The following is a 13,282-nucleotide window of genomic DNA, read 5'->3' as shown; positions in this document are numbered from 1 at the left end:
CGTGGAATCCATGGCGGCAAAACGCGAGAAGCCTCCGCCACCAGTGCCACGTGATCACCTGTCCAGCAGTGGCGTACGTAACGATTGCGCAATTTGGGGTGGCGATTCGCAATATCCGTGCAACGACCTGCTCCTAGTGTTCTCGTCATGAGCGCGGCGAGCGGTACCGAGGAGCCCATCGGGGGGACGGGCATCCACATCAGCGGTTTGACGAAGACATTCCGGGTCGGCCGGAAGACGGTGCAGGCGCTGGACGCGGTGGAACTGCATACCGAACAGGGTGCGTTCCTGTCCCTGCTCGGCCCGTCGGGCTGCGGTAAATCGACGGTGCTGCGCATCCTGGCGGGATTGGAGACGCCGACCGCCGGCAAGACGCTCATCGACGGTGAAACCCCCGCCCAACTGCGCAGCCGCCATGAGCTCGGCATCGCCTTCCAGGATTCGGCGCTGCTGCCGTGGCGGTCGGTGGAATCCAATATCAAGCTGCCGCTGCAGGTCGCGGGCATCACGCCGGATCCGGGGCTGATCGCGGATCTGGTGCGGCTGGTCGGGCTGGAGGGTTTCGAAAAAGCCAAACCGGCGCAGCTCTCCGGCGGTATGCGCCAACGTGTTTCGATCGCCAGGGCCTTGGTCGTGAAGCCGACCGTGCTGCTGCTCGACGAGCCGTTCGGCGCCCTCGACGATATGACCAGGCAGCGACTGAACCTGGAACTGCTGCGGATCTGGACCGAGAAACCCGCGACCACGCTCATGGTCACGCACGGCATCGCGGAGGCGGTCTTCCTCTCCGATGTCGTCGCGGTGATGAGCCCGCGGCCGGGCCGGGTGCTCGAGCTGGTGAAGATCGACCTGCCGCGACCGCGCACACCGGAGATGATGCGCACTCCGGAATTCCACAGGTTGCACGACTACCTGTCGGAGTTGCTCTTCGGGAAGTCCGGGAAGGGCGGTGTCGCATGAGTGAGTGCAGTGTGTGCCGCCGACGCCGTCGAGGGGGTGCGGCATGAAACGAATCGGCGGATTAATCGGTGTCGTCGCGTTGATCGCGATCTGGTGGCTGCTTGCGGCGATGGAGGTCGCGGGCGGCACGATCCCGAGTCCGTGGACCGTGCTGCACACCATGTACACCGACGGCTGGGATCTCTACGGCCCCAATTTCCGCATCACCGCGCTCGGCGCGCTGAAGGGTTTCGTCTGGGGCAATGCGCTGGCCATCGGTCTGGCGATTCTCATCGTGTTGATCCCGTGGATAGAACCGCTCGCGACTCAGCTGGCGATCCTCAGCTACTGCATCCCATTGCTCGCGCTCGGGCCGATCATCCTGGTCGTCTTCGGCGGGCGCACCCCGACGGTCTTCCTGGCCGCGATGTACTGCTTCTTCACCACCATGGTCGGCACGGTCACCGGACTGCGCTCGGCAGATGTAACCAGCCTGGACCTGATACGCGCCTACGGCGGCGGTCGGTGGCAGCAGCTCTACCGGGTGCAGGCGATAGCGGCACTGCCGAATACGTTCGCGGCGTTGAAGATTGCCGCACCCTCGGCCGTGCTGGGCGCGATCATCGGTGAGTACCTCGGCGGTGTGGACAGTGGCATCGGCGTGGCGCTGACCGCCGCGCAGACCGCCTACAACGTGCCGCGCACCTGGGGTATGGCGCTCGCCGCCGCCGCGCTGGCGGGGCTCGGGTACGCGATCGTCGCGCTGGCCGCTCGACTCGTCGCCCCGTGGACCGCGCAGGAGGCGAGATGAGTCGCGCACAGGTTGGCGCGCCGCGCAGGCTATCGCTCGATGAATTTGCGCGCGTCGAGCAAGTTGGCACGCGCCGAGCCAGGGGATACGCGACACCGTGCGCATCGGGCGAGACCCGCGGAGCCCGTTCGGAGGATTGCGATGACTGACGAACTTGTGCCGATGGACAACATGTCTGCCGCCGCACCGCCGCCCGTCGCGGAGGGCACGCGGCCCCAACGCAGCGCCGCCGCCGGGACGCTCGACGTGCTGGCTCGGATAGGGCGCTTCCTGTTCCCCCTGGTCACGGCGCTACTGCTGATGCTGGTGATCTGGTACGTCTTCCTGAAGGCCTTCCCCCAGGTCGGGCCGCGGGTGGGCAAGACGCCGAGCGATGTCTGGAAGTACCTGTTCAACTCCTCGGGCGCGCACGCGGCGCGGCAGGCGATCTTCGACGATCTGCAGATCACCCTGCGCGACGCCGCGATCGGATTCGGCGTCGGCATGCTGGCGGCGCTCGTGGTCGCCGCGTTGTTCGTCTCGTTCTCGGTGGTCGAGCACACATTCATGCCGGTCGCCATGCTGTTGCGGTCGGTGCCCCTGGTCGCGCTGACCCCGATCATCGTGCTGGTCTTCGGGCGCGGACTTGCCGGCGTGACGGTGCTCGCGGCGATCGTGGTGTTCTTCCCGGCGCTGGTGATGATCATGGCCGGACTGCGCAACGCGCCACGTCAGGCCATGGATTTAGTGGCCGCGTACGGCGGCTCCCGCTGGACCGGACTGCGCATGGTCGCGGTCCCGGCCGCATTGCCCTCGGTCTTCGCGGCGGCGCGCATCTCGGTGCCCGGCGCGCTGATCGGCGCATTGCTCGGGGAGTGGCTCGGCAGCGGAACCGGGCTGGGGGCCAGCCTGATTCGCGCCATCCCGACGTTCCAATACAACAAACTCTGGGCCTCGATCGTGATCGTGACCATCGTCTCGGTGCTGCTCTACGCGATCGTCGGCGTCATCGAGAATCTGGTGCTCGCCCGCTTCGGCCCCGAGGCGGGCCGCCGCTGACCGGTTAGTTTTTCGCAAATCAATGCTCGGAACGCCAAAGTAAAGAAATCGAAACGGAATCCCCTTAGATTCGGCCCATGAACCCCGTACAACGCTCTTCGTTCGGGCCGAACCTGAACCGGCGATCCCTGCTTCGTTACTCCGCGCTGGCCGGCGCCGCATTAGGCGGTGCGAGCCTGTTGGCCGCGTGCGGCGACGGTTCGAAAGACTCGTCGGGCGGGTCGGTGGCGGACGGATCCAAGTACGGTTCCGTCGCGATCCAACTGTCCTGGCTGAAGAACATCGAATTCGCGGGCGAGTACTTCGCCGATTCCAAGGGCTACTACAAGGAGGCCGGGTTCGGCTCGGTGAACCTGATCGCCGGTGGCGCGGCGAGCACATCGGTCGAGGCGGGCCTGGACACCGGCAAGGTCTGGCTCGGCACCTCGGCGCCGCAGACCACCGCGCCCGCGATCCTGGAGGGTCTGCCCGCCAAGATCGTCGCCACCACCTATCAGAAGAACCCCTTCTGCATCGTCAGCTCCGCCGCCAAGCCGATCAAGACCCCGCAGGATATGAAGGGCCGCAAGATCGGCGTGCAGGACACCAATCAGTTGATCTTCAACGCACTGCTGAACGCCAACGGCATGAAGCCGAGCGATGTCACCATCGTGCCCGCGCAATACGATCCGACACCGCTGGCCAACGGCGAGGTAGACGGTTGGGTCAGCTATGTCACCAATGAGCCGATCACGTTGACCGCCAAGGGATTCGAGAATACGAACTTCCTCTTCGCCGACTACAACCTGCCGCTGGTGGCCGAAACCCTGACGGTCAAGCAGTCCACCATCGATAAGGAGCGCGACAAGCTGAAGGCGTTCCTGATCGCCGAGATCAAGGGCTGGAAGGACGCGGTCGCGAATCCGGCCGAATCGGCCCGGCTCGCGGTCGAGGTATACGGCAAGGATCAGAAGCTCGACCTGTCCGAGCAGACCAAGGAGGCGACCGCGCAGAACGGCCTTGTCGTATCGATGGATTCGATGGCCAACGGTCTGCTGACCATGACCGATCAGCTGATCGAGCAGAATATCGCCGCGCTGCGCAGCGCCAAGATCGATATCAAGGCCAACCAACTGTTCGACCTGTCGGTGCTACGCGAGGTGTACGCGGAGAATCCCGGCCTGAAGTAGCGCTGGCGAAAGCTAAAGCACCATCGAGGCTTTGGCGGGATATTCGCCGAATTCAGGTTCGGCTTGGGCGCTTTCGGCGACTTGCTGCCTGGTCTCCCGGGACCGGGCAGCAAGCAGCTCGGCGGCGATCGACACGGCGACCTCGGCGGCGGTGCGCGCCCCGATATCGAGACCGGCGGGGGAGTGCAGGCGGGCGAGTGTCGCGTCGTCGAAGCCGCCTGCCTTCAGGTCTTCGATGCGCCGGGTGTGTGCGGACCAGGATCCGTTCGCGGCGAGATAACCCAGCTCGGGTAGTCGCAATGCCACGGTGAGCAGCGGGATCTCGAATTTCGGATCGTGCCCGAGTACGACAATCGCGGTGGTGTTATCGATGTCGCCCGCAGCCGCGAGGGTGTTCAGGTACCGGTGCGGCCAGTCCACGACCACCTCGGCGCCCGGAAATGCGTCGGGAGTCGCGAAGGTATCGCGGGAGTCGCAAATGGTGACCCGGTAGCCGAGCAATTTGGCCTGCACGGTGAGTGCGGCGGCGAAGGCATTGGCACCGAAGATGATCAGTCGCGGCGGCGGCGGGAACGAGGCGACGAATACATCGGATTCGGGTAGCGCGACGAGTTCGGTCGCGTGGCGTTTGGGGGTGACCAGGTGCTGTCCGATCAGATCCGGATCCTGATTCCACACCACGGTGAATACGGTGACCCGGCGGTGCGCGGCGATTTCCGCTGCGATGGAGGGGAATTCGGGAAAGTCGCGGCGCGAGAACGGTTCCACGAAAACATCGACCATCCCGCCGGAGTCCAGTCCGGGCTCGCCGGGCGGAACGCCGAAACGGTGCAAGCCGCGTCTACCGGTGCGCGCTGCCTCGGTGGCCGCCTCGATCACGGTCGCCTCGACGGTGCCGCCGAGCACCGAGCCGTAGACCGCGCCATTGGCATCGACCAGGATGGATGTGCCGACCGGCAGCGGTCCGGAACCCACGGTGCGCACGATGGTGGCCAGTCCTCCGGTTCTACCGGAATGCCATACCCGCAATAGGTCGTCGACGATGTCGCGCATCTGTTCAGCTCCGCTCACGCGTGCGGCGCGGCCGGGAAGTCACGATCGTCGCCTGTCGCCAAATCGTCGCACGTGACGCACACCATATCGTTATTACCGGACAAATAGGTGCGTGCGCCGGAATCTTTGACGGCAGCTTGAAACACCGAGGTCCAATGCTTGTTGGATATGACAACGGGGTGGCCTGGTGTGGCGTGGAACACAGCGCGCGCCAGGCCGGTCGGTGCGGCGAAGGCGGCGGCGGTGACGCGGGCGACGACATCCGCGCCGACATCGGGGGTATCCACCGGCATGATCGCGACGTAGTCGGCGGGGGTGCTCGCTACGGCCCGCAGACCCGCCCGCAGCGAGGCGCCGAGCCCGGTCGCCCAATCCGCCGCCCACACATAACCGGTGCCATCGGGTAGATCGACGGCCGTCGGTGACGGTCCGGTCGCGCCGAGCACCACGATCACCGGATCGCAGCCGCCGTCGCGCAGCGCCGCCACGGCCGACCGCAGCCAGGCGCCGCCCTCGGCCAGCGCCTTGGGCATCCCGTAGCGCGTTCCGGCGCCCGCGGCCAGGACGATGCCCGCGCAGACCGGGTCGGGTGATGCAGCCATGATCGAGACGGTAGTCCGGCCGCGTAGCCGATGGGTTACGGAAAGGTGCTGTGACGTCGACGGTCGGGCTCCGGCGACACGCCGGAGGTGATCTGTCTCGTTCGACTGGCGACCGGGGCGGCCGTATTCGATGCTGGTTCGATGACAGCCGAGTGGGTGGGCCTCGCCGGATTCAACGCGCTGCCCGAGGCGGCGGCCGTCGCGGTCTTGCTCTCGTGTTGCTCGTCGCCGGACTGGGCGCGGTCGCTGGTCGCCGGGCGGCCGTATGCCGCTGTGGACGCGGTACTCGACGCGGCCGATGCGGTGCTGGCGGGGTTGTCGGACGATGAGATCGATCGGGCGCTCGACGGGCATCCGCGCATCGGGGCTCGCCCCGATACCGCGGCGTCGGCGCGCGAACAGGCCGGAGTCGCCGGGGCCGAGGATGCGGTGCGGACCGGGCTGGCCGCGGGCAATCTGGCCTATGAGGAGAAGTTCGGCCATATCTACCTGGTGTGCGCGACCGGTAAGTCCGGGCAGGAGTTGCTCGATTTGCTCACCGCCCGGCTCGGCAATGATCCGGAGACCGAAAGGCGGGTTATGCGAAGGGAATTGGCGAAGATCAATCGGATTCGGCTGGCGCGGCTGCTCGGGGATTCAGCGTGAGCGAGCGAACCATGAGGGAGCGCAGCGAGCGAATCTTAGGCGCAGCCACGAGCGTGGTCGTGGCGGAACCGGGCGCTGGCGAGGTGGAGCCATGAGGGAGCGCAGCGAGCGAACAATGGGCACGGCGATGAGCGTGGTCGTGGTGGAACCGGGCGCTAACCAGGTGGAGCCATGAGCACGCTGAGCACGCATGTGCTCGATGCCGTCGCGGGCGCGCCCGCGGCCGGTATCGCGGTGGTGCTGTATCGGGACGCCGAGGCACTCGGTTCGGGGACCACCGACGCCGATGGCCGGATCGCCTCGCTCGGTGACGCATTGCCGCACGGTACGTATCGGCTGGTATTCGATACCGGCGCCTACTTCGCCGAGCGCCGGATCGATTCGTTCTACCCCGAGGTCTGCGTCACGTTCGTCGTCGGCGAGGAGCGGCACTATCACGTCCCGTTGTTGTTGTCGCCCTTCGCCTTTTCCACCTATCGAGGGAGCTGAGCCATCATGGAGCTGACCGGGCCGATCGTGCTGTCGGACAACCGATACGGCAAGGCGGAGAACCGCATCGTCCGGATCTACCGGGACGTCGCACGCCATGAGATCCGCGATGTGAACGTATCCACCGTGCTGCGCGGCGATTTCGCCGACGCCTATGTCGCCGGTGATCAGTCGAAGGTGCTGCCCACCGACACCCAGAAGCAGACCGCCTACGCGTACGCGAAAAAGCCTGGGCTGCAACCGATCGAAGACTACGCACTCGCGCTGGCCGCGCATTTCGTCGACGAGATCGATCCGGTGCACAGCGCCCGCATCGAGGTCGAAGAATATGCCTGGCAGCGGGTTACCGTCGACGGCAGCGAGCACGACTACACCTGGGTGCGGCAAGGACCCGAGGTGCGGACCGCGACGGTCACCGTGGCCGGCACGGGCGACCAGCAGCAGGCCTGGGTGATCGGCGGGGTCAAGGATCTGGTGATCCTCAAGTCGACCGGATCGGAGTTCGCAGACTTCCTCACCGACGAATTCACCGTGCTCGCCCCGACCCGCGACCGGATGCTGGCGACCTCCCTCGTCGCGCAGTGGCGCTTCGCCACCACGACCGGCGTGGACTGGGACGCGGTGTACACGGGGGTCCGGCAGCGAATGGTCGAGGTATTCGCGACACTGCATTCGAAGGCCCTACAGCAGACGCTGTTCGAGATGGGCAAGGCCGCGCTCGAGGCCTTTCCGGTACTCGCCGAAATCCGGCTGGCCGCGCCGAATAAGCACCACTTCGACTACGACCTGGGCCGATTCGGTATCGAGAACCACGGCGAGGTCTACCACGCCGACGATCGGCCCTACGGACTCATCCATGCCACCGTGCAGCGGGAAGATGCCCCGCAAGCCGGGCCGGCATGGCTAGCGTAGGGCCATGACGACAACGACGGTCATCGACGGATGCGCCGTGGCAACCGTCGACCCGAACGGCACCGAATACCGCCGCGGCTACGTGGCGGTACAGGGCAACCGGATCACGGCGGTCGGCGCGGGCGATGCGCCCGACTTCGGCGCGGATGTGCACCGCATCGACGGCCGTGGCTGCCTGCTCACCCCTGGCCTGGTGAACACCCACCACCATCTCTACCAGTGGATCACCCGGGGCCTGGCGGCCGATAACACCTTGTTCGAATGGCTCACCACGCTCTATCCGATCTGGGCGGGCATCGATGAAGACGCGGTGCGCATCGCCGCGACCGGAGCGCTCGCCGCCCTGGCGCGGACCGGTTGCACCACGACCACTGACCACCACTACGTCTTCCCGCGCGCGGGCGGCGACCTGCTCGGCGCGGAGATCACCGCGGCCGCCGAGGTCGGATTGCGCTTCCAGCCGTCCCGCGGCTCGATGGATCTCGGGCAGAGCTCGGGTGGTCTGCCGCCCGATCATGTGGTGGAAAACCTGGATGCGATCCTCACCGCGAGCGCGGATGCCGTTGCGCGCTGGCATGATCCATCGTTCGACTCGATGCTGCGGATCGCGCTCGCGCCGTGTTCACCATTCTCGGTGACGACGGAGCTGTTGCGCGAATCCGCCGTGCTGGCACGCGATCTCGGCGTTCGCCTGCATACGCATCTGGCCGAGACGATCGACGAGCAGGAGTTCTGCGCGCAGAAATTCGGCTGTACACCGGCGCAGTACATGGAGCAGTTGGGCTGGCTCGGTTCGGATGTCTGGTACGCGCACGGCATCCACCTCGACGATGAAGCCATCGGCGCCATGGCGAAAACCGGTACCGGAGTGGCACATTGCCCAACCTCGAACGCGCGGATCGGCGCGGGCATCGCGCGCACCGCGGATCTGGTCGCCGCCGGGGTGCCGGTCGGACTGGGCGTGGACGGTGCGGCGAGCAATGAATCCAGTTCGATGATCGAGGAGCCGCGCAACGCGCTGCTGTACGCCCGCGCCAAAGGCGGGCCGCGCGCCATCAGTACCCGAACGGCATTGGAGCTGGCCACTCTTGGCGGTGCGCGGGTGCTCGGCCGGGACGCCGAAATCGGCTCGATCGAACCGGGTAAGCTCGCCGATCTCGCGCTGTGGCGGCTCGATACCCCGGCGCACGCGGGCATCGACGATCCGGTGACCGCATTGATCCTCGGCTCGGCGCCGCCGCTGGCCGCGTTGATCGTCAACGGGCGCACGGTTGTTCGCGATGGCGAGGTGCGCACGGTCGACGAGGAAAAGGTCGGCGGCGAGGTCGCTCGCGCACAGGCGGCGCTCGTCGCGAAGGCCGGATAGCCCGCGGGTATCCGGCGCAGAACCCGCGGCCCCAGTTGGTCCTCGTCGGACGTAGCCTCAGGCTGTCGCGTGCTCGACACGGTCCACCGGATCGCATTGCGCCGCAGCCGCCGATCCGGCCCCTCGCGGCGCAATGCGAGCAGGCCGCGAACAGAGGGGCATGGTCAGCTGCGTGAATGCACGAAAAGACGCGCGCTGCGGTGTCGGCTCCGAGTCGAGCGGCTCGCAGGTAGGTAGACGAATCCCGACATATCGAGCATCTCGATGATCAATTACACCGTGTCGGGGCATACCGGTTATTGCCTGTAGAACAGACCGGTCGGTCTGGGGTCTACCTGCGCATAGTTGTCTACGCCAGTATGGAAAGTAGGCCGAGCGTGGTTACCGCCGCGCAACCTGGGCCCGGTGTTGTGAAATGTCGATGCAACGCTCGGCTCCTAGGGTTGGCGGTGGAGGGCAGTGGAGCGAGGTGTGGCGTGGATCTGGACACGATTCGAGATGTGGTTGTGGCGCGGGAGCGGGCTGACCTGGCTTTTGTGGGTGGGAACTGTGGGGTGCTCGCTGGGGGGACGTTCTTGTTTTCCGAGCCGCAGGAGGGATTGGATCGGCTGGTCGATATCACCGGGCTCGGGTGGCCCGCGTTGACGGAGACGGACGAGGGGTTGGAGATCGCGGCTACCTGCACGTTGGCGGAGTTCGCGGGGGCTGCGGTCGGGCGGGAGTTGGGTGCGGGGGTGTTGCGGGTCGAGTGGCCGGGGACGGCGCTGTTCGCGCGGGCCTGCCGGGCGCTGGTCGCGTCGCACAAGATATGGCGGTCCGCGACCGTTGGCGGAAACGTTTGTTTGTCGTTGCCGGCCGGGGCGGTGCTGGGGGCGCTGGTCGCGTTGGACGGTGTCGCGCTGGTGTGGTCGCCGGATGGGGCGGATCGGCGGGTGCCATTGCGGGAGTTCGCGTTCGGGCCGGGGCTCAATGTGCTCGGCTCCGGGGAGGTGTTGCGCTCGATCACCATTCCGACTCGAAGTCTGCTGGCGCGCACTGCGTTTCGGAAGATCGCGCTGGCTCCGCTCGGTCGTTCCGGTGCGGTGGTAATGGGCCGGCGTGAGATCGATGGCCGGTGCGCGATCACCATCACCGCCGCAACCAGTCGGCCGGTCGTGCTGGATTTCGATGGGATGCCAGACGATCTCGATGTGCACGCGGCGGTGGCGGCGATAGATCCGATGCTCTGGTTCGACGACCCGCACGGCGCACCGGACTGGCGTTGCCATGTCGCCGGTGTGCTCGCCCGCGAGATCGCCGCCGAGCTGCGTGCCGAAGCCGGTGATGGGCAATGAAGTTCGAGGTCGACGGTGAATCGGTGCAAGCCGAACCGCGCCCTGGTCAATGCTTGCGCACCTTACTGCGCGAACACGGCTACTTCGCGGTGAAGAAGGGGTGCGATGCGGGCGACTGCGGCGCGTGCACAGTGCAGCTCGACGGAATGCCCGTGCACTCCTGCATTATTCCCGCGTACCGCGCTGCGGACCGCACTATCACAACCGCCTCGGGCCTGGGCACCACCGAGGACCCGCACCCGGTCCAGCGGCAATTCGTGGACTCGGCCGCCTTCCAATGCGGCTTCTGCACCGCGGGCATGGTGGTCACCGCGGCGGGCCTCGGCTGCGGTGGACCGACCGCGCCCGATCCGCAAGCGCTACCGGAGCTCATGAAGGGAAACCTCTGCCGCTGCACGGGTTATCGCGCGATCGCCGATGCCCTGGTCGGCAAAGCGCCCGGCCCGGATGCCGCCGCGACGGCGACCGCCGCGCTCGGCCATACCTCGGTAGTGGGCGAAGGTACGACTGAGGAACCCGCGTCGGTCACATCAGGCGGCCGAACTCTCGCAGATCGCAGCGTTGCGGCAGTGGAGTCGACCGCCCCGCCCGCAGCAGCGGGCGAAGCCGCCCACGGACGCGCGGGCACCGGCCTCGGCGCACCTGCCGGACCCCGGATCGTCACGGGCACAGAGCCGTTCACCTTCGACGTCGGACCGGCGAGTGCCGACTCCAGCGCACCGCCCACCGCCCCACTGCATATCGCGGTCCTACCGAGCCCGCATCCGCACGCGCGGATCGTATCCATCGACACCTCCGCCGCCGAAGAACTGCCAGGCGTGCACGCCGTACTCACCTACGCCGACGCTCCCGATATCGCCTTTTCCACTGGACGCCACGAACTTCGAACCGATGATCCCGACGACACCTACGTGCTCGATCGCACGATGCGATTCGTCGGACAGCGGGTCGCCGCCGTGGTGGCCGACAGCGTGGATATCGCCCGTGCGGGATGCCGTGCCTTAACGGTCGAATACGACATCCTGCCCGCCGTATTCGATCCGGCCGCCGCATTGCTCCCCGAAGCGCCGAAACTGCATGGCGGCAAACCGGATTCGGCCCGGATCGCCGACGTCGAACGCAATCTGGCCGCCGAATTGCACGGCGAGGTCGGCGATGTGGCGGCGGGCTTGGCCGCGGCGGCGCAGGTGGTCAGTGGGGTTTGGCATTCGCCGCGCGCCCAGCATGCGCATCTGGAAACCCACGGTGGCATCGGCTGGTTGGACGAGGACGGCCGGCTGGTCATCCGGTGCAGCACGCAGGTGCCGTTCCTGGTGCGTGACGAGCTGTGTCATGTGTTCGGGCTGTCACGGGATCGCGTGCGGGTCTTCGCCAAGCGCGTCGGCGGCGGGTTCGGGGCCAAACAGGAGATGTTGGCCGAGGATCTGATCGCGCTGGCGGTGCTGCGAACCGGGCGACCGGTGCAGTACGAATTCACCCGGTCCGACGAATTCACCAGTGCCACTTGTCGTCATCCGATGCGGGTCGAGGTGACCGCGGGTGCGGATGCCGACGGTGTGCTGACCGCGCTGTCGATCGACGTGCTCGCCGATACCGGCGCGTACGGCAATCACAGTGCGGGCGTCATGTTCCACAGCGTCGGTGAATCGGTCGAGGTCTATCGCTGCGCCAATAAGCGCGTCGATGCGAAGACGGTCTATACCAACAACATTCCCTCCGGCGCGTTCCGCGGCTACGGCCTCGGGCAGATCATCTTCGGCATCGAATCGGCCATGGAGGAGCTGGCGCGCGCACTCGGCATCGACCCGTTCGAATTCCGCCGCCGCAATGTGGTGGTGCCCGGCGACCCGTTCGTCGGCGCCGAAGTCGACCGGACCGATTTGCAATTCGGCAGCTACGGCCTCGACCAGTGCCTGGACCTGGCCGAGCGAGCCATACTGCGCGGCAATGGCGTTCCCGCACCGGGCCCGGACTGGCGGGTGGGCACCGGCATGGCACTGGCCATGATCGCCAGCATCCCGCCGCGCGGCCACTGCTCGGAGGCCATCGCCACCCTGCTCCCCGACGGACGTTATGAGATCCGGGTCGGCACAGCGGAATTCGGCAATGGCACGACAACGGTGCACGCCCAACTCGCGGCGACGGCGCTGAATACCGATGTGCATCGCATCGTGATTCGCCAGTCGGATACCGACGTCGTCGGCCACGACACCGGCGCCTTCGGGTCGACCGGCATCACGGTCGCGGGCAAGGCCAGCTACGCCGCGGCCGTCGCGTTGGGCGAGCACATCCTGGTCCGCGCCGCCAAACTGTCCGGTCACCCCGAAGCGGAATGCGTCCTGGAGTCCGCGGGTGTCCGCTGCGGTGACCGGCCGATCGGTGTTACCGAACTGCTGGCCGACGGCGAGTTGTCCGGACACGGCGAACACGCGGGCAGCCCGCGTTCGGTCAGCTTCAACGTGCAGGCATTCCGGGTCGCCGTGCAGCCGGAGACCGGGTCGGTGCGCATCCTGCAATCCGTCCAGGCCGCCGATGCGGGCACGGTGCTCAACCCGGTGCAGTGCCGCGGCCAGGTGGAGGGCGGCCTCGCACAGGCCATCGGCACCGCCCTCTACGAGGACATGCGCTCCGAACAGGGCGTGGTAACCACGCGGACGCTGCGGCATTACCACATCCCGCAACTCGCCGACCTGCCGCGCACCGAGGTCTATTTCGCCGAAACCGTCGATGACCTGGGCCCCCTCGGCGCCAAGTCGATGAGCGAATCCCCGTACAACCCGGTCGCCCCCGCGCTGGCGAATGCCATCCGCGATGCTGTCGGGGTACGACAGACCCGTCTGCCGATGACGGCGGACCGGATCTGGCGGGCCCTTCAGGAAGGAGATCGAGGGTGAGCACTCCGCGACGTGAGCGTCCGGCCCGGA

The 13,282-nt window shown here is 66.9% G+C and carries 12 protein-coding genes; 10 read left to right on the top strand and 2 right to left on the bottom strand.

The genetic code is table 11. The annotated features are described in order from the left end of the window. Window positions 1–147 precede the first annotated feature (147 nt). The 4 genes from ACHQ4I_RS35270 to ACHQ4I_RS35255 all read left to right on the top strand — a co-directional run bounded on the left by ACHQ4I_RS35270 (window position 148) and on the right by ACHQ4I_RS35255 (window position 3,957). Window positions 148–960: an ABC transporter ATP-binding protein gene (locus ACHQ4I_RS35270; RefSeq protein ID WP_420776228.1), complete on the top strand. Its 813-nt coding sequence runs from the start codon at window positions 148–150 to the stop codon at window positions 958–960. 43 nt (window positions 961–1,003) lie between these two features. Next, window positions 1,004–1,750 carry an ABC transporter permease gene (locus ACHQ4I_RS35265; protein WP_420776227.1) on the top strand — a complete coding sequence of 249 codons (747 nt, stop codon included), beginning with the start codon at window positions 1,004–1,006 and terminating at the stop codon, window positions 1,748–1,750. Between the two features lie 300 nt (window positions 1,751–2,050). Then, complete coding sequence (locus ACHQ4I_RS35260; protein WP_420776617.1) at window positions 2,051–2,788, top strand: ABC transporter permease; 738 nt, start codon at window positions 2,051–2,053, stop codon at window positions 2,786–2,788. A 77-nt stretch (window positions 2,789–2,865) separates the two neighbouring features. Beyond that, window positions 2,866–3,957 carry an ABC transporter substrate-binding protein gene (locus tag ACHQ4I_RS35255; RefSeq protein WP_420776226.1) on the top strand — a complete coding sequence of 364 codons (1,092 nt, stop codon included), beginning with the start codon at window positions 2,866–2,868 and terminating at the stop codon, window positions 3,955–3,957. A gap of 12 nt (window positions 3,958–3,969) precedes the next feature. Here the strand turns inward: ACHQ4I_RS35255 and ACHQ4I_RS35250 are convergent, their stop codons facing one another. Together ACHQ4I_RS35250 and ACHQ4I_RS35245 are read right to left on the bottom strand one after the other, a co-directional pair. Next, complete coding sequence (locus tag ACHQ4I_RS35250; protein WP_420776225.1) at window positions 3,970–5,010, bottom strand: XdhC family protein; 1,041 nt, start codon at window positions 5,008–5,010, stop codon at window positions 3,970–3,972. Window positions 5,011–5,024: 14 nt separating this feature from the next. Next, window positions 5,025–5,612 carry a nucleotidyltransferase family protein gene (locus tag ACHQ4I_RS35245; protein WP_420776224.1) on the bottom strand — a complete coding sequence of 196 codons (588 nt, stop codon included), beginning with the start codon at window positions 5,610–5,612 and terminating at the stop codon, window positions 5,025–5,027. 141 nt (window positions 5,613–5,753) lie between these two features. On the opposite strand from ACHQ4I_RS35245, the gene uraD reads away from it, so the two are divergent. From uraD to ACHQ4I_RS35215, 6 genes are all read left to right on the top strand, one after another. Next, complete coding sequence (uraD, locus tag ACHQ4I_RS35240) at window positions 5,754–6,257, top strand: 2-oxo-4-hydroxy-4-carboxy-5-ureidoimidazoline decarboxylase (RefSeq protein ID WP_420776223.1); 504 nt, start codon at window positions 5,754–5,756, stop codon at window positions 6,255–6,257. Between the two features lie 171 nt (window positions 6,258–6,428). After that, complete coding sequence (gene uraH / locus ACHQ4I_RS35235) at window positions 6,429–6,746, top strand: hydroxyisourate hydrolase (RefSeq protein WP_420776222.1); 318 nt, start codon at window positions 6,429–6,431, stop codon at window positions 6,744–6,746. Window positions 6,747–6,749: 3 nt separating this feature from the next. Beyond that, window positions 6,750–7,658, top strand: a complete 909-nt coding sequence (gene pucL / locus ACHQ4I_RS35230; RefSeq protein ID WP_420776616.1) for a factor-independent urate hydroxylase — start codon at window positions 6,750–6,752, stop codon at window positions 7,656–7,658. Window positions 7,659–7,662: 4 nt separating this feature from the next. Continuing rightward, a complete protein-coding gene (locus ACHQ4I_RS35225) occupies window positions 7,663–9,024 on the top strand; it encodes an 8-oxoguanine deaminase (RefSeq protein WP_420776221.1) in 1,362 nt (453 codons plus the stop codon). 449 nt (window positions 9,025–9,473) lie between these two features. Beyond that, window positions 9,474–10,358, top strand: a complete 885-nt coding sequence (locus ACHQ4I_RS35220; protein ID WP_476445415.1) for an FAD binding domain-containing protein — start codon at window positions 9,474–9,476, stop codon at window positions 10,356–10,358. Next, window positions 10,355–13,252: a molybdopterin-dependent oxidoreductase gene (locus ACHQ4I_RS35215; protein ID WP_420776219.1), complete on the top strand. Its 2,898-nt coding sequence runs from the start codon at window positions 10,355–10,357 to the stop codon at window positions 13,250–13,252. Before ACHQ4I_RS35220 ends, ACHQ4I_RS35215 begins: the two co-directional genes overlap by 4 nt. Window positions 13,253–13,282 lie beyond the last annotated feature (30 nt).

This window comes from Nocardia nepalensis (genome assembly GCF_048910785.1).
GTDB lineage: Bacteria > Actinomycetota > Actinomycetes > Mycobacteriales > Mycobacteriaceae > Nocardia > Nocardia nepalensis.
Note: the sequence above shows the minus strand (reverse complement) of the source record. Positions and strands in the feature narration are given on the sequence as shown.

Bases quoted from the DNA above. Each gene is read 5' to 3' on its own strand.
- ACHQ4I_RS35270 (WP_420776228.1), top strand. From the start codon at position 148: ATGAGCGCGGCGAGCGGTACCGAGGAGCCCATCGGGGGGACGGGCATC.
- ACHQ4I_RS35265 (WP_420776227.1), top strand. From the start codon at position 1,004: ATGAAACGAATCGGCGGATTAATCGGTGTCGTCGCGTTGATCGCGATC.
- ACHQ4I_RS35260 (WP_420776617.1), top strand. From the start codon at position 2,051: ATGCTGGTGATCTGGTACGTCTTCCTGAAGGCCTTCCCCCAGGTCGGG.
- ACHQ4I_RS35255 (WP_420776226.1), top strand. From the start codon at position 2,866: ATGAACCCCGTACAACGCTCTTCGTTCGGGCCGAACCTGAACCGGCGA.
- ACHQ4I_RS35250 (WP_420776225.1), bottom strand. From the start codon at position 5,010: ATGCGCGACATCGTCGACGACCTATTGCGGGTATGGCATTCCGGTAGA.
- ACHQ4I_RS35245 (WP_420776224.1), bottom strand. From the start codon at position 5,612: ATGGCTGCATCACCCGACCCGGTCTGCGCGGGCATCGTCCTGGCCGCG.
- uraD (WP_420776223.1), top strand. From the start codon at position 5,754: ATGACAGCCGAGTGGGTGGGCCTCGCCGGATTCAACGCGCTGCCCGAG.
- uraH (WP_420776222.1), top strand. From the start codon at position 6,429: ATGAGCACGCTGAGCACGCATGTGCTCGATGCCGTCGCGGGCGCGCCC.
- ACHQ4I_RS35225 (WP_420776221.1), top strand. From the start codon at position 7,663: ATGACGACAACGACGGTCATCGACGGATGCGCCGTGGCAACCGTCGAC.
- ACHQ4I_RS35215 (WP_420776219.1), top strand. From the start codon at position 10,355: ATGAAGTTCGAGGTCGACGGTGAATCGGTGCAAGCCGAACCGCGCCCT.